Genomic DNA, 15687 nt, shown 5'->3' on the forward strand with positions numbered 1-15687 from the left:
TCTTAGCGTTTGACGGACATGAAACGTTGGGCGGGTGGTTCGGCATAGCCGTAGCTGTAAACCTGGTCGATCAGGGCACGGTGCGTCGGCAGGTCGCGCGCCGCCTGATCACCGATCAAAGCGATCTTGTCGAAGATGGCCTTCGCCTCTGCGACCTTGGGGTGGCTGTCGCGCTGGGCCGACAGATCCGTCGAGAACCCCATGCCGTACAGGATGTACTGGTAGTTGAAGAAGGCGAAGGTATCGATGTCGTCCAGCACGTCGAAACGCGACGGCATACGATATTTCCACATATCCAGAAGTTCGTTCAACTCTTCGGGAATCGTTGCCGGGTCGCAGTTCTCACGCCAGAACGGCTCGTGCCGCTTGCTGACGCAGTAGTGAAGCTTCAGAAAATTGACGAGCTTTTCGTTGCGCAGCGTCATCAGCCGGTTGAAGACGGCGGCATTGGCATCGATCGGACCGGCGTGCGGGAAGTACTCCGTCAACATGCCGATGGCGACTTCGATCAGCATGATGCCGGTGGCTTCCAGCGGCTCAAAAAAACCGCCCGACAGGCCGATGGCGACGCAGTTCTTGATCCACTGCTGTTCGCGGTAGCCCGTGTCGAATTTGATCACCCGAGTCGAGAAGTCTGTCGCGGTCGGACCAACATAGGTGCGCAGAACCTCTTCGGCGCGTTCGTCGCTGGAATGGTCGGAGCTGTAGACATAGCCGACGCCGCGGCGGACATCGAGCCCGATGTCCCACGTCCAGCCGGCTTCGTGGCCGGTCGAGACGGTGTAGCTTTCGATTGGCGCATCCGGCCTGGGGTAGGGCACCTGGCAGGCGATGGCGCGGTCGGTCAGCAGGTGTTTGCGCACCGACTTGTACGGAGACCCCAGGGCCTTGCCGATCAGAACGGCGGCAAACCCGGTGCAGTCGATATAGAGATCGGCGTTGAGTTCGCCATGGTCAGCCGTGACAACGCCCGCGATGCTGCCGTCTTGCGCCAGTTTCACATCATTGATGCGGCCCTGCAAGTGGGTTACGCCCATCGACACGGCGTGGCGTGACAGCAGCTTGGCGAACTTGCCGGCGTCGAAATGATAGGCGTAGTTCAGTGCGCCGCCAAAGCGGTTCTCAAACAGGCGTTTGGGGGCGCGCTGGGTCTCCGCGACCTTTTTCTGTAGCGCCACGGCCTGAGCGAAAGGCAGGCGCGCAGCCTCGTCCTGGAGCAGCCAGTAGGGCAGGAGGCCCGCGCCTTCGACCGGATAGGGCGGATCGAAAGGGTGGAAGTACCAGCTGTCTTTCTTTTCCCAGTCGGCGAAACGAATGCCCTGCTTGAAGGTCGCCGTGGCTTCGCGCAGGAAGGTTTCTTCATCCAGCCCCAAGGTCTGCAAGGTGGTGCGGATGGTGGCGAAACTGCCTTCGCCGACGCCGATGGTGCCGATGTCCGGCGACTCAATCAGGGTGATCTGCGGGCAGGTCAGTTTGCCATGACCCAGGACACGCGCCAAATAGGCGGCCGTCAGCCAGCCGGCGGTGCCGCCGCCTGCAATCAGGACTTTGCGCGCTGAGGTCATAGGGTGTGGCATCGGTCTTTTATGTTACCGTTATCACACACCCTAACACGCTCAAGACAGCAGGGCAAGTCGTGGCAAGACAAGAATTGGCGCGAGACAATCTTAATACAATACTGAATATATACAGTTTTTTAACAGCGGTCTCGCGCTTCATGTCCTGTTGTCAGATCACTTGTCAGGGCTTTTGATAGACCCGGACATAGTCTATCTGCATGGCATAGGGGAAGGCGGCATCATCGACGCCGCTGACGCCGCCGAAATCGCCGCCCACGGCGACGTTCAGGAGCAGGAACTGCGGCCGGAAGAAGGGCCATTCGTTGTAGTTGCTGGTGCCGTCGTTGCGGTAGCTGAAATAGTTGCGGCCGTCGAAGCCCAACAGGACACGGTCGGCGGTCCAGGTCAGCTGATAGGTATGCCAGGCAGAGCAGGCGTCAGCGACATTGGAGATGACGCTCTTCTGGTTGTTGAGGACGTGGTAATAGGCCTTGGTGTGGACACTCTGATAGACCTTGCCCGGGTTCCAGCCGACATATTCCATGATGTCGATTTCACCGTCATCGGGCCAGTTGGTGTAGGGCGCCGCCGGCAGTTGCCAGATGGCCGGCCAGCCGCCGCGGGCGCACGGTACCAAGGCGCGGACCTCGACATAACCATAGGTGTAGGTCTTTTTCGAAACAACGCGGGCGGAACTGTACTGCTGACCGCCGTAGTCCGGCATGGTGGTCAGGGCTTCTTTGCGCGCCTCAATCAGCAGCTTGCCGCCTTCGACGCGGGCGTTTTCCAACCGGCTGGCAGAATAGTACTGTTTTTCGTTATTGTACCAGCCGGCCGAGTTGCGGAAGGTGTCGTAGCCCCACAGTGTCGGATCGGGCAGGCCGTCGGTGCTGAATTCGTCGGCCCAGGCCAGGTTGTAGCCCACGGGCAGGCCGCCCGCTTCGTCGATCGCGGTGATGCCCGGACCGGACGCGGTGCTGCTGGAGGAGGATGAGGACGACGATCCGCCGCCACCTCCGCCACCGGAGCTGCCACCGCCTCCACCGCCGCAGGCGGCCAGGCTTGCTAGAGTTACGACGGCGACGGCAGACAGAATTTTCGGGAAGGCGGTAGTGTTCACGGGTCTCGCTCCGGCAAAAAAGGGTCGGTTTTTTGTTTCGCAAGACGCCGGTTTCCGGTCGTTGCGGCGACACTATGTGGTTTGTGACGGTTTGGCTACGGAAAAATCGTGGCGGGAGAGTCAGTGGAACCAGATGACGATCGCCGCCGTCACACTGAGCAGGGCGATCGAGAGATAGCGGTAGTTCTTGTACCAGACGACCGTCTTGAGGTGCTCGGTTTCGGCCTGCCAGACAGCTTTGGAGAACATCAGCGGACCGACCTTTACAGGGTCGGGCGCCGGCGCAAGCCGGCTGCCAATCAGTATCGCGGCAAAGGCTACCAGGAAAATGACCATGGCGGCGTCGAGATAGTGGATCGGGATCAGGTGGAAGGCCACGGAGTCGATGAACATCACCAGACTGGCCGTGGTACCTGCAATCAGGCCGGCGCCGGCGCCGCGATTGTTGACGCGCTTCAGGAACAGACCGGCGATGAAGACGGCCGCGATCGGCGGCACGAAATAGCACAGCAGGGACTGCAGGTACTGCCATAGGGTGTCCTTGAACAATACGATCTGCGGCGCCCAGGCGATGGACAGCGCCATGATCACGGCCGTGACGATCTGGCCGGTACGGACCAGGTCCTGTTCGGTCAGGCTCGGCTTGAAGCGGCGCACGAAGTCCATGGTGATCAGGGTTGAGGTCGAGTTGTAGATGCCGGCCAGGCCCGAGACGATCGAGATCAGGCAGGCCGCAATAATCAAACCGCGCAGGCCTTCGGGCAGGACGTCGAAAACGATGTGTGAGAAAACCTGGTCCGATTGCGGCAGGCCTGGCGCCAGAAGCAGCATGGCGGCGCCCGGCAGACAGACCAGAAACAGGCTGGTCAGCTTCAGCGCTGCCCCCAGCAGCGAGCCCAGCCGGCCGTCGTCCAGCGACCGGGCCGCCAGGACGCGCTGGACCATCATCTGTGAGGTGCACCAGAAGTAGAAACCGATCAGCGGGATGCCAGTGAGAAGACCGGACCAGGGCACGGTTGGATCATCTAGCGGCCGGACCAGTGAGAGTTTTTCAGGCGGCACCTGCGTCATCATGGCGTTCCAGCCGGCGAGCGGCGAGCCGCCGACCGCCGAGAAGGTGAACCAGGCGAGCGCCGCCACCGTGAACACCATGACCAAGCCCTGCACCGACTCGAAACTCATGACCGTGCGCAGCCCGCCGGCGATCAGGAAGCCGCCGGCCAGGAGGGCCAGCAGTCCGCACACCTGCCACAGGGGCCAGTCGGGCACCATGATCTGGAACAGGATGGCGCCGGCGAACAACCCTCCAGCAGCGTCGAGGAAAATACCCAGCAGACAGGCCAGCGCCGAGACATAGGTGCGCACGAACTTGCCGTAGCGCATCTCGAGGAATTCGGGGACGGTGAAGACCTGCGACTTGATGTAGGTCGGCAGAACGAAGGCGCAAAAGATGGTCAGGACCACTGCCGCCATCCATTCGTAGTTGAAGACGCTGATGCCATGGGCATAGGCCGTGCCGGTCAGGCCGACCAGGGTGGTGGCCGAGATGGTCGAGGCGTAGAGGGACAGGCCGACCTTGGGCCAGGTGGCGGACTGGCCGCCCAGAAAATGGTCGCGGGCCTTCAGCGAACGGTGGCGATCGATCACGCCGTAGATGATCAGGCCGCCAATATAGAGGCCGAAGATGGCGAGGTCGAGCAGGCTCAAGGTCCGCGCCGGCATATGGTCATCCCTGGTCGTGTTAAGACCGTTTGGAAACTCCGTCGGGCTGGCCTGCAAAGTGCCGTTTTCTGTGCTTCCGGTGCTCACATACTTAAGTACGCTCCGCTCCGGTTCTCGAAACCAGCCCTTTTCGGCTCAGCCGGACGGCTTTCCGAACAGTCTTTTATGATTTTGGCGAACTACAGCATAGATTCGGAAATTTGAAAGCGCTTTCCGCACCTGCTAGTCTCAGGTGAAGCTGTGGAGATGGGCAATGAAACCGATTCTGTGCGCCACGGCGATGTGGCTGGTTCTGGCGGTACCGGTGTGGGCCGCCGAGGCCGATGATCGCTTTACCAAACTGTTCAGCGAGGAGTGGTCGTGGCGCCAGAGCCTGCTGGCCAGCAGCGAAGATTCCGTCACCACTGAGGTGCCGGCGCACCTGCCCGATATCAGCGCCAGGGCGCAAAACGAGCGGTTGATCTACTGGCAGGCCATTCAGGCTCAGGTCGCGGCGATCGCCCCGGCGACGCTGACGGCGGAAAACCAAGTCAACTATGCCGTCTACAAGGCTCAGATAGATGCTCTGGTCGACGGTCAGGCCTTCCGCGACTACGAGATGCCGGTCAATTCCGACAGCGCCTTCTGGAGCGATCTGGTCTATTCGGCCGATCTGGATTTCCGAACCGAGCAGGATTACCGAAATTATATCAGCCTGTTGTCGGAGGTGCCGCGCTATTTCGACCAGGCGACCGCCAATATGAAGGCGGGGTTGAGGCGCGGGTTTACGCCGCCGAAGGTGACCTTGACCGGCCGTGATCAGTCCGTCGCGTCGGTGATCGATGCGCGGCCGGAGGACAGCGCCTTCTACAAGCCGTTCGTCACCATGCCGGCTCATATGGCGCCGGCCTTGCAGGCACACTTGCGGGCGGAGGGGGTAAAGGTCATCAACGACGCGGTTATCCCCGCCCACCGCAAGTTGCTGGCCTTTCTGCAGAACGACTATGTCCCCAAGGCGCGGACCAGTCTGGGCGCCAGCGAACTGCCAGACGGCAAGGCCTATTATCAGGCGAAGATCCGCGAATACACGACCCTGAACCTGACGCCGGACCAGATCCATGAGACGGGTTTGCAAGAGGTCGCGAAGATACGCGCCGAAATGCTGGACATTATGAAAGAGGTCGGTTTTCAGGGCGATTTGCCGGCCTTTCTGACCTGGCTGCGCACCGATCTGAAATTCTATGCCCAGACGCCGCAGGCCTTGCTGGATCGGGCAGCGTGGATTTCCAAGACGGTCGACGGCAAGATCGGCGACTGGATCGGCCGTTTGCCGCGTCAGAGGTTTGGGATCATCCCGGTGCCGCCGGATATCGCGCCGTATTATACGACCGGTCGGGGCGGGCCGGGCGTGTATCTCGTCAATACCTATGATCTCAAATCACGACCGCTGTTTCAACTGACCGCCCTGACCCTGCACGAAAGCGCGCCCGGTCATGCCTTCCAGATGCCGCTCGCGCTGGAGAACAAGGCGCTGCCCGCGTTTCGCCAGAAGACCTATATCTCGGCCTACGGCGAGGGTTGGGCGCTGTACACCGAGCGCTTGGGCGTCGAAATGGGGGTGTATGAGACGCCCTATGACCGTTTCGGCATGCTGAGCTACCAGATGTGGCGGGCGTCACGGTTGGTGGTTGACACGGGCATTCACGCCAAGGGTTGGACGCGGGAACAGGCCCAGGCCTTCCTGCGCGACAATACGGCGTTATCGGAACATGAGGTGACAACCGAGATTGACCGCTACATTTCCTGGCCCGGCCAGGCTCTGAGCTACTATCTGGGGCAGATGGCAATCTGGGAGGCGCGGCATAAGGCGGAGGCCGCTCTGGGCGACCGGTTCAATATCCGCGCCTTTCACGACTCGGTGCTGGAACTGGGTAGTGTGCCCCTGCCAGTGATGAGCGCCCATATCGACCGGTTTATCGCCAACGGTGGTGTCGGGCCTTATCCGGATGAGGAATAGCTGAGTCAAACCGAGCGCTTGGCCGGATGTGTTGCGGTTGACCGACAAGTAAATTTTATGATGGTGTTCCGCAATCGATCGGGAATGTATTGTGCTGTTAATTCAAACTGTTGTCACGATCGATTCATAAGTTGATTCGGGTGGGCCGCGGCGCGCAACCTCATCCTTCGCCTCAGCTTTGATTGTCAGTCTATTGGGTCATGGCAAAAGACGATCTCGTGGTCGCCCAATTCGCGCAGCTTGACCATGGATTCCCGCATGGCCGCCTCGTTATGGTAGATCAGTCGGGCGGGGCCGGAGGGGGCACGGTCCTCCGTAACTGCCTTTGTCAACCATTGAGCGTCAGCTGCATAGACCAGTTTGTGCTCGGGCCAGATCAGGCCGGTATGGCCAATGGCGTGACCCGGCAGGTCAAGCGCAATAAGGGATCCGTCACCAAAAATGTCTTTGTCCATGACTTCCAGAGGCGTCAGCCGCTGGGTGAAGTCGGCCGGCAGCAGTTCGGTAAAGATGCCGTGGCGGACCTGCTGCCAGGTCGATTGCGCCTTTAGTTCCGGCCAACCGGCGGCCAGGAACCGCGCTTTCGGGAATCGCTTCAGGCCGCCGATATGGTCGGCATGGAAGTGGGTGATAAAGATGGCGTAGACATCGTCGGGGCCGTAACCCATCCGCGCCAGGATGGTTTCCGGCAGGTCGGTCAGTTTCGGCCGTATGGCGGCAGCATAGAGGGTGAGGGGAAGGCTGCGGCGACCGGAGATAACTTCCGGGCCATATCCGGTATCGATCAACACGGGGCCATGTTTCGGGTGAACCCAGACGCCGAAGCGGACGCCAAGGGTGACCTTGTCGCGGCGGCCGTCTTTCAGGACCAGCCATTCCGGAACCGTGACCGTGGCGCTGTTGGCAAAGACAGGCCTCATGCAAAGGTCCTCCGCAGGCCATCGGCGAACGTAATCTGTGGCACGTAGCCCAGGTCACGCCAGGCGGCCGTCAGGTCCAGGGTCTGGCTGTAGGCCATGACTCCGACGCTGTAAGCCGTGAAAATGGGCTCCGGCTGGCCGGGGGTCAATCGCGCCAGCAGTTCCGCCGTGCGGGCGGCGAACAGGGCCAGACCGACCGGAATATCGGTAAAGCGCGGCGCAATTCCGGCATGAGCACATGCCTGTTCAATGATGGATTTTATGGTCTGGGGCGCGCCGCCCGAGATGTTGTAGGTGCCTGTGGCGCGGCTTATCAGGGCGCAGGTAACACCGCCGACGACATCGTCGACATGGGTCAGGTCGGTGACGGCATCGCCATGGCGCAGCAGGGGCAGGGCTCCCTCCTTCGCCGCGCGTATCAGGCGTGGCAGCAGGGTGGTGTCGCCCGGACCATACAGGCCACGCGGTCGAACGATGATGGCATTGGTGTGGGCCCGAACCAGCGCCTCTGCCTGTTGTTTGGACTCGGCATAGGCATTGACCGGCGGGGGCAGGGTATCGCTTTCCGCCTGGTCCAACTGGTCCCGGAAGCGGAAATAAACTGATGGCGAACTGATAAAGACGAACCTGCCAGCGCTCAGCCGGTCAGACAGGGACAGGGCGTTCCGAGTGCCGACGACATTGGCGGCGTGAAACGCTTTGCGCGGTCCCCAGTTGGACGACAGGGCGGCGGCATGGATAAAGGCATCCACCGGTGGCAAGGCCAGGTCGGCATCGGGCAGTGCCAGATCCAGCGCGTGAAAGCCGATACCGTCAATCTTGAGCGCGGCACCCTTGGTGGCGTCGCGGCCGAGCCCGATGACCTCGTGACCCAGGCGATGGAGATGGCGACAGAGATGCCCGCCCAGGAAACCGGTTGCGCCGGTGACGACGATTCTCACGACAGCACGGACATATGCGTGACGAGGACAGGTGCGGCAGGCATGGTCCAACCCTTGAAAGCGGCGCAAGGCCGGCACGCTCACCACGCGCGCCGGCAGATATCTGCGCGGCGAAAGTCCTGACCAGCCCCGGTTGGACTCTGCATACCACAGCCGATCAGACTTTTTGAAGGCAGATAACGGGAACCAGGGTTATTTCAGCGACGCGTCATTACCGATGGCGCGATAGAGCGCCACCAGGTTGGCAGCGCGCAGATAGCGCAGGTTGATCAGGCTCTGCTGCGAGCCATAAAGGGTGCGTTGGGCGTCGAGCAGGGTCAGATAGCCGTCGCTGCCGGCCGTATAGCGGGCTTGCGACAGGTCGAAGCTGCGCTGAGCTGCGCTTGTCGCCGCCCCTTGCGCGTCCAGACGTTCGTCGATGCGCGCGCGTACCGCCAGAGCCTGATTGACGTCGTTGAAGGCTGATTGGATGGCGCGTTCGTACTGTGCGACGGCGATCTCCTGCCGTGCCTTGGCGCCGCGCAGGGCATTGATCGGACCACCACCGGCGAAGATCGGCAGGTTGACACCGGCGCCATAGGACCATTTGCCGTTGCCGGAGTCGAAAAGCGATCCCAGTGCGTTGCTGGCGAAACCGGTTGAACCGGTCAGGGAGATGGACGGGAACATGGCGGCGCGGGCGGCGCCGATGTCGGCATTGGCGGCTTTCAGGTTGTGTTCGGCCACGAGGACATCGGGCCGTATCAGCAGGACCTCGGACGGCAGGCCGACCGGGATATCGGCCACGGCCTTGTCGGGCATGCCCTGGGGCACCAGGTTTTTGGGAAGCGTTGTCCCCACCAGCAGGGTCAGCGCCGACCTGTCCTGGTCGACGGCGGTTTCCAGCGCAGCGACGTCAGCGCGGGACTGTTCCAGCAGGGTTGTCTGCTGACTGAGTTCCAGATCGCCAATGACCCCGATGCGGGCGCGGCCCTCGGCAATCCGGTAGGCTTCCTGGCGCGAGGCAAAGGTTTCCCTGGACAGGCGCAGGGCATCCTGATCGGCCGCCAGGTTCAGCCAGGCCTCCGCCACCGAGGCGATCAAGCTGATCTCGACGCCGTCGCGGTTGGCTTCGCTGGCGAAGAAGTCTTCAAGCGCGGCATTTTTCAGGCTGCGGATGCGGCCGAACAGGTCAAGTTCCCACGACAGACCCAGGTTGGCGCTGTAGGATTCGCTGTCGCCATCGGCATCGGTGTGAGATTTCGAGCCGGACCCGGAAGCGTCGATGCCCGGCAGCAGGGTGGCGCGCTGGATACCGTAAGCGGCGCGGGCTTGCTGGACGTTTAGTGCCGCAATGCGCAGGTCGCGATTGTTGCTGAGCGCCAGGTCGATGGTCTGTTGCAGTTGCGGGTCGAGGAAGAGCTGGCGCCAGGTGATTTGGGTATTTGATGCTTGCGGCGCCGGGGCGGACCATTGCGTGGCCACGGGAAGGGCTGGCTGTTCGTACTTGGGCGCTAGGGTGCAGGCGGACAGCAAAATCGGCGCTAATAGCGCAAGCGGAACCAGACCCCTCATCTGGCTTCGCTGCGCTACGCCACCTTCTCCCCTCAGGTGGGGAGAAGGAAAGTTGTTAACTCCCTCTGCCCTTTGAAGGGGAGAGGGTTGGGGTGAGGGGTATATCGACGAACGTATATTGCTCACGCTTGGCCCCCCTTGGCGGCGACATCCTGCGGCAGGTTGTCGTGCTTGAACAGCTTTTGCACCAGCATGAAGAACAACGGCACGAAGAAGATGGCCAGGAAGGTCGCTGTCAGGACGCCGCCGATCAGACCCGTGCCGATGGCGCGTTGGGCGCCCGAGCCCGCCCCCGTCGCCAGGGCGAGGGGCAGTACGCCGAAAGTAAAAGCAAACGAGGTCATCAGTATGGGTCTCAAACGGATACGGGCGGCTTCCAATGTGGCGTCCAGCAGGGGCATGCCGCGTTCCTGGTGCAGCAGCCGGGCATACTCGACGATCAGGATGGCGTTTTTGGACGACAGACCGATCGTGGTCAGCAAGCCGACCTGGAAGAAGATGTCGTTGTCCAGTCCGCGCAGCCAGGTGGCCAGCAAGGCACCCAGAATACTCAAAGGAATGACCAGGACGACGGCGAACGGAATGGTCCAGCTTTCGTACAGCGCCGCCAGCAGCAGAAACACCACCAGGATCGACAAGGCGTAGAGCGCGGGCGCCTGGGCGCCCGATTCGCGTTCCTGCAGAGACAGGCCGGTCCATTCGATGGCCGTGCCCTGCGGCAGGTCGCGCGCCAGTTCCTCAACCGCCTGCATGGCGGCGCCGGAGGATTCGCCTTCGGCCGGCATGCCCTGGACGCCGGTCGAGGGCGCCCCCTGATAGCGTTCCAGTTGCGGCGTGCCGGTGGTCCAGCGCGACGATCCGAAGGCGGAGAAGGCTACCATGGCGCCGTCGCGGTTGCGGACATACCAGCGATTGAGGTCGTCTGGACGCATTCGGAAGGGACTGTCAGCCTGGACATAGACGCGTTTAACCCGGCCGCGATCGATGAAGTCATTGACATAGGAACCGCCCCAGGCTGAGCTCAGCATGGCATTGATGTCGGAAACATTGACCCCCATCGCGCCGGCGGACGTCTTGTCGATGTCGATCTTGAGCTGGGGGGTAAAGTCCTGGCCGCCCGATCGCACCGAGCCGAAGCGCGGGTCCTCGCCGGCGCGGCGGATGAAGTCGTTGCGCGCCTCCAGCAAGGCCTGAGGGCCGACGCCACCGACATCCTTGATCACGAAGGAGAAGCCGGATGCATCGCCTAAACTGCGCACAACGGGTGGCTGGGTCGGAATGATGCGCGCGCTGCGGTATTCCGGTTTGGAAAATTCCTTGCGGGCGCGCTCGATAACCGCAGGCACGCGCATGTCTTCGTCATGCCGTTCTTCGAACGACTTCATGCGGATATTGACCTGGCCCTGGTTCTGACCATTGGTGCGGGCGAAGACGTAACGCGCCGTCGGATCCTTGATCAGATAGGCAGCCACCTTGTCGACCACACCCTGGGTCACCTTGGTGGTGGTCCCGGGCGGCATCTGGACGATGGTCTGCATGAAGCCCTGATCCTCTTCCGGCAGGAAGGAGGTCGGCAGAATTTTGAACATCACCCCGCAAGCGACGATCACGGCGCCATAGACCAGCAGATAGCGGATCGGTTTGTGGATCATGGCGCCGACGCCTGCGCGATAGCCGCGGCTGGCGCGGTCGAAATTGCGATTGAAGCCATTGAAGAAGCGGTCGAACAGGTTCAGCCGCTTATGCCGCTTTTCATGATTGACCGGCCGCAGCAGCGTGGCACACAAGGGTGGCGTCAACACCAGTGCCACCACGACCGACAGCGTCATGGCCGACACGATGGTGATCGAGAACTGCCGGTAGATGATGCCCTGCGTGCCGCCGAAAAAGGCCATGGGCACAAACATGGCGGCCAGAACCAGGCCAATGCCGACCAAGGCGCCGGTGATTTCGTCCATGGACTTGCGCGTCGCCTCTTTGGGCGACAGCCCTTCCTCGTGCATGACCCGTTCAACGTTTTCCACCACGACGATGGCATCGTCGACCAGAAGGCCGATGGCCAGAACCAGGCCGAACATGGTCAGCAGGTTGACGGAAAATCCGAAGGCCGCCAGAATCCCCATAGTGCCCAGCAGGACGATTGGCACGGCGATGGTAGGGATCAGGGTGGCGCGCCAGCTTTGCAGGAACAGGTACATTACGACGAAGACCAGGACGATGGCCTCGATCAGGGTCTTGATGACCTCCTTGATCGATAGCTTGATGAAGTCGGTCGAGTCGTTGGGGATGGCGTATTCGATATTGGACGGGAAGCTTTCGGACAACTCCTCCATCTTGGCCTTGACCAGTTCCGCGGTCTTTAGCGCGTTGGCGCCGGTGGCCAGGCTGATGGCGATGCCGGTGGCCGGCTTACCGTTGAGGCTGCTGAAGGATTCGTAATTCTGCTGGCCCAGTTCGACGCGGGCGACATCGCGCAGATAGACGGTGGCGCCGGTGGTGTCGCTCTTGACGATGATGCTGGCGAACTCGCCGGCCGTGGTCAGGCGCGACTGCGAGGTGATGGTAGCATTGAGCGCGACGTCGTCGGTGGCGGGTTGGGCTGCCAACTGGCCGGCCGAAACCTGGGCGTTCTGGGCGCGAATGGCTGTGATAACATCGGCCGGGGTCAGGTTGAAACTCGCCAGTTTGTCGGGGTCGAGCCAGATGCGCATGGCGTAGCCTGAGCCGAAGACATTGGTTTCGCCGACGCCATCGACGCGGGCCAGGGTGTCCTGGACGTTCGACACCAGGTAATCGCCGAGGTCGGCATTGGTCAGGGAGCCGTCGGACGAATAAAGCGAAAACACCATCAACATGTTGTTCGACGCCTTGTTCACCCTAACGCCCTGGGCCTGGACATCCTGGGGGAGGCGGTTGATCACCGACTGGATCTGGTTTTGCACCTGGACCTGGGCGACGTCGATATCGGTGCCGGCTTCGAAGACCAGAGTGACATTGGCGCCGCCGTTGTCTGACGACTGGGCTGTCATGTATTTCAGCCGGTCGAGACCGGTCATGCCCTGTTCGATGATCTGGGTGACCGAGTCCTCGACGGTTTTTGCTGACGCGCCGGGATAGTTGGCCTGGACCCGCACCTGGGGCAGGGCGATGTCGGGATATTGTTCGACCGGCAGGCGGGTAATGCTGAGGGCACCGGCCAGCATGATCACAAGGGCGACGACCCAAGCGAAGATCGGCCGGTCGATGAAGAAACGCGACAACATCTACTTTTCCGTCCCGTTGGCGGCTTTCACAGGTGCCGGCTTGATCGGAGCGCCGTCCCTCAGGTTCAGGGCGCCGTCGATGATCACCTTGTCGCCCGGTTTGAGACCCGAGGTGACGCGCCATTCCTTGCCGATCATTTCGGCGACGGTGATGTTCTGTTTCTTCGCCTTGTTGTCGGGGCCGGCCAGAAGGACACTTGCGCCGCCGCGTGGATCCAGCGCCACGGCGTTCTGAGGGATCAGGACGGCGTCGGGGACGGTGCCGGTGACCAGGCGGGCGCGCACGAACATGCCGGGCAGCAGCAGGCCGTCGGGATTGGCGAAGACGGCACGCAGGGTAACGGCGCCGGTCGACGGGTTGACCGAAACATCTGAGAACTGCAACTTGCCGGTGATAGAGTAGGTCGAACCGTCTTCCAGCAGAAGCTGGACATCGGCCTGATCAACGGCGCCGACCTTGCCGCCGGCGATGGCCTTTTTCAGCTTCAGCACTTCGGCAGAAGACTGGGTGATGTCGACATAGACCTTCGACGTATCCTGGATAGTGGCCAGCGGCGTCGCCTGACTGGCTGTGACCAAGGCGCCCGGCGTGACCGAGGACTTGCCGATGCGGCCGGAGATGGGGGCGGCGACCTTGGTGTAGTTCAGATTGATGCCAGCGGATTGCAACGAAGCGCGTTGCTGGGCGACGCTGGCCTCGGCCTGTTTCAGCGCGGTGACCGCGTCGTCATGTTCCTGCTGGCTGATGGCCTTGATGGTCACCAGCTGGCCGGCGCGACCGGCCCTGGTCCGGGCCGATTCGAGCGCGGCTTCGGCCTGTTGCAGGTTGGCCTGGGCCGAGTTGTAGGACGCCTGATAACTGGCCGGATCGATCAGGTACAGCGACTGGCCGGCGGACACGAGGGCGCCTTCAGTGAACTGACGCGCCTTGACGATGCCGCTGACCTGCGGGCGGACCTCGGAGACCAGCCAGGCGGAGGTCCTGCCGGCAAGGTCCTGGGTCAGGCTGATCGGACGTTGTTGTACCGCCATGACGCCGACATTGGCCGGTCCACGCGCGCCCTTGGTATCATCTGCTTTCTTGCCGCACGCACTTAGGCATACGGCGGACAGGGCGATCAGGGGCAGAAGGCGGGAAACGGCTGGGAACATGAGGGGCCTCGGGTGGGTCTCGGGGCTAAACGCTGCGGTGCGGAAAATCCGGCGGCATTTGCGGCAAAAACAAGCGAATAAACCCTTAGAGGGCAAAGACCGAGTCCGAAACCGGCGAGCCGGCTAATTTTTGGACAATGTTGTCTCTGGCACCCGCGGCAAAGCCGCTCTTTGGGCTAGAGGTTTTGAACCGCGAATGAACGCGAATAAACGCGAATTTCAGGGCGTGTTTCGATCGTCGCTTTGGTGGAACCGTCTTGCAGCGTTTTTGCGCCCCTCTTATTCGCGTTCATTCGTGTTCATTCGCGGTTCCAGACCCTTACAGGCTGAGCCAACCGTCACGTAATTTCGTAGCGTCGTTACGAGCTTGATTGCCAAGCCGATACCGCAGGTCGGTATCATCGATCAGGTTGCGTAGAGCGGCCGCCGCAGCGTCGATGTCGGGATCGGCCCACTGCGCCTGCGGGCCGTTATAGCCGGAATCCGCCGGAACCAGGCGATACGGCACCGGCACCGAATTGTCCGGCGTCATGAATTCGAGATTGCCCGACCAGCCGGTGGCCAGAACCGCCTTGCCGGCGGCCATGGCTTCGGCCAGCGGCAGGCCATAACCTTCGCCGCGATGGAGCGAAATCAGGATATCGCAGTCAGCGATCAGTTGAGCCGTCGCGTCGTTGTCCAGGGTCTGCGCCATGAAGACGATATCGCCGCGGCCACCGGCCAGCGCCTGAAGGGCCTGGAACTGAGGATGGATTTCCGCGCGGCTCAAGGTCTTGACCATCAGCCGGGCATCACCGGGTGTGGGGACGGCCCTCATCCAGGCCTGGATGGCACCGGCCGGGTTCTTGCGGACGAAGCTGCTGCGCGGGTCGAACAGGGTCAGGGCGGTGATCGGGCCAGCCTTACGTTCGGCAACTGCCGGCACGCGAACGGGTGTCGGTACGACTTTCAGTTTGGCGGCTTCGTTAGGAGGCAAAATGGCAGCAACCGCTTCGCGCACAAAGCCGCTGGGCACCCAGATTTCGTGGAACCAGGTTGCCGTTTGGGCCCAAGCCTCAGGGGCGCGGCTTGATTCCCAGGCCCAGTAGCCGATGCGGTAACAGTCCTGCCAGCCGTCATGTGTGAACAGGGCGATGCGCGCTTCCGGCGGATTGGCGTGGATCAGCCAGACTGGGGCATCGGATGGCATTTGTGAAGGGCGGCGCGTCAGCAGGCCACGGTCGAACGGGCGCAGGTCTTCTCGGTCGACCGCGACGCCCCTGGATTCCAGCCCGTTGGCGACCAGGGCGCCGGCGCGACCGATGCCGAGCGCTTCGTTGAAAAAACCCGAGATCAGAACCTTGTCAAGCGGTGGGCGGGGCCGCGACTGGGCCGGCAGCCAGGCGCTTGATCGGGCGGCATAACGCAGGCCAAACGCCGTGTGGTGCAGGCCGGCCAGTACGCGTTTCAGAATCGCCATA

The 15687-nt window shown here is 61.9% G+C and carries 10 protein-coding genes; 1 reads left to right on the forward strand and 9 read right to left on the reverse strand.

Annotation, left to right across the window (positions count from 1 at the left end; translation table 11 throughout):
* Positions 1-2: 2 nt before the first annotated feature.
* From ABI_RS09695 to ABI_RS09705, 3 genes are all read right to left on the reverse strand, one after another.
* Positions 3-1565 carry a tryptophan halogenase family protein gene (locus ABI_RS09695; RefSeq protein ID WP_006272755.1) on the reverse strand — a complete coding sequence of 521 codons (1563 nt, stop codon included), beginning with the start codon at positions 1563-1565 and terminating at the stop codon, positions 3-5.
* 175 nt (positions 1566-1740) lie between these two features.
* Positions 1741-2679 (reverse strand): glycoside hydrolase family 16 protein, encoded by a 939-nt coding sequence (locus ABI_RS09700; RefSeq protein ID WP_006272756.1) that lies wholly within the window; start codon positions 2677-2679, stop codon positions 1741-1743.
* Between the two features lie 120 nt (positions 2680-2799).
* A complete protein-coding gene (locus tag ABI_RS09705; protein WP_006272757.1) occupies positions 2800-4401 on the reverse strand; it encodes a sodium:solute symporter family transporter in 1602 nt (533 codons plus the stop codon).
* A 253-nt stretch (positions 4402-4654) separates the two neighbouring features.
* Between ABI_RS09705 and ABI_RS09710 the strand changes: the two genes are divergently transcribed.
* On the forward strand, positions 4655-6397 hold the full coding sequence (locus ABI_RS09710; protein WP_006272758.1) for a DUF885 domain-containing protein: 1743 nt from the start codon (positions 4655-4657) through the stop codon (positions 6395-6397).
* A 185-nt stretch (positions 6398-6582) separates the two neighbouring features.
* On the opposite strand, the gene ABI_RS09715 is transcribed toward ABI_RS09710, so the two are convergent.
* The 6 genes from ABI_RS09715 to ABI_RS09740 all read right to left on the reverse strand — a co-directional run bounded on the left by ABI_RS09715 (position 6583) and on the right by ABI_RS09740 (position 15686).
* On the reverse strand, positions 6583-7317 hold the full coding sequence (locus tag ABI_RS09715; RefSeq protein ID WP_006272759.1) for an MBL fold metallo-hydrolase: 735 nt from the start codon (positions 7315-7317) through the stop codon (positions 6583-6585).
* Positions 7314-8258: an NAD-dependent epimerase/dehydratase family protein gene (locus ABI_RS09720; protein ID WP_006272760.1), complete on the reverse strand. Its 945-nt coding sequence runs from the start codon at positions 8256-8258 to the stop codon at positions 7314-7316. Before ABI_RS09720 ends, ABI_RS09715 begins: the two co-directional genes overlap by 4 nt.
* 192 nt (positions 8259-8450) lie before the next feature.
* Positions 8451-9812 (reverse strand): efflux transporter outer membrane subunit, encoded by a 1362-nt coding sequence (locus tag ABI_RS09725; protein ID WP_040308769.1) that lies wholly within the window; start codon positions 9810-9812, stop codon positions 8451-8453.
* Between the two features lie 122 nt (positions 9813-9934).
* Positions 9935-13075: an efflux RND transporter permease subunit gene (locus ABI_RS09730; protein ID WP_006272762.1), complete on the reverse strand. Its 3141-nt coding sequence runs from the start codon at positions 13073-13075 to the stop codon at positions 9935-9937.
* Positions 13076-14227, reverse strand: a complete 1152-nt coding sequence (locus ABI_RS09735) for an efflux RND transporter periplasmic adaptor subunit (RefSeq protein WP_006272763.1) — start codon at positions 14225-14227, stop codon at positions 13076-13078. It abuts the gene before it with no gap.
* A gap of 319 nt (positions 14228-14546) precedes the next feature.
* Entirely contained in the window at positions 14547-15686 is a 1140-nt protein-coding gene (locus tag ABI_RS09740; RefSeq protein ID WP_006272764.1) for a glycosyltransferase, read from the reverse strand.
* Between the last annotated feature and the right edge of the window lies 1 nt (position 15687).

The organism is Asticcacaulis biprosthecium C19 (assembly GCF_000204015.1).
GTDB classification, from domain to species: Bacteria; Pseudomonadota; Alphaproteobacteria; order Caulobacterales; family Caulobacteraceae; genus Asticcacaulis; species Asticcacaulis biprosthecius.

Excerpts from the sequence above, each read along its gene's own strand:
- ABI_RS09695 (WP_006272755.1), bottom strand. The coding sequence starts at position 1,565 with ATGACCTCAGCGCGCAAAGTCCTGATTGCAGGCGGCGGCACCGCCGGC.
- ABI_RS09710 (WP_006272758.1), top strand. The coding sequence starts at position 4,655 with ATGAAACCGATTCTGTGCGCCACGGCGATGTGGCTGGTTCTGGCGGTA.
- ABI_RS09715 (WP_006272759.1), bottom strand. The coding sequence starts at position 7,317 with ATGAGGCCTGTCTTTGCCAACAGCGCCACGGTCACGGTTCCGGAATGG.
- ABI_RS09725 (WP_040308769.1), bottom strand. The coding sequence starts at position 9,812 with ATGAGGGGTCTGGTTCCGCTTGCGCTATTAGCGCCGATTTTGCTGTCC.
- ABI_RS09735 (WP_006272763.1), bottom strand. The coding sequence starts at position 14,227 with ATGTTCCCAGCCGTTTCCCGCCTTCTGCCCCTGATCGCCCTGTCCGCC.
- ABI_RS09730 (WP_006272762.1), bottom strand. The coding sequence starts at position 13,075 with ATGTTGTCGCGTTTCTTCATCGACCGGCCGATCTTCGCTTGGGTCGTC.
- ABI_RS09740 (WP_006272764.1), bottom strand. The coding sequence starts at position 15,686 with ATGGCGATTCTGAAACGCGTACTGGCCGGCCTGCACCACACGGCGTTT.
- ABI_RS09705 (WP_006272757.1), bottom strand. The coding sequence starts at position 4,401 with ATGCCGGCGCGGACCTTGAGCCTGCTCGACCTCGCCATCTTCGGCCTC.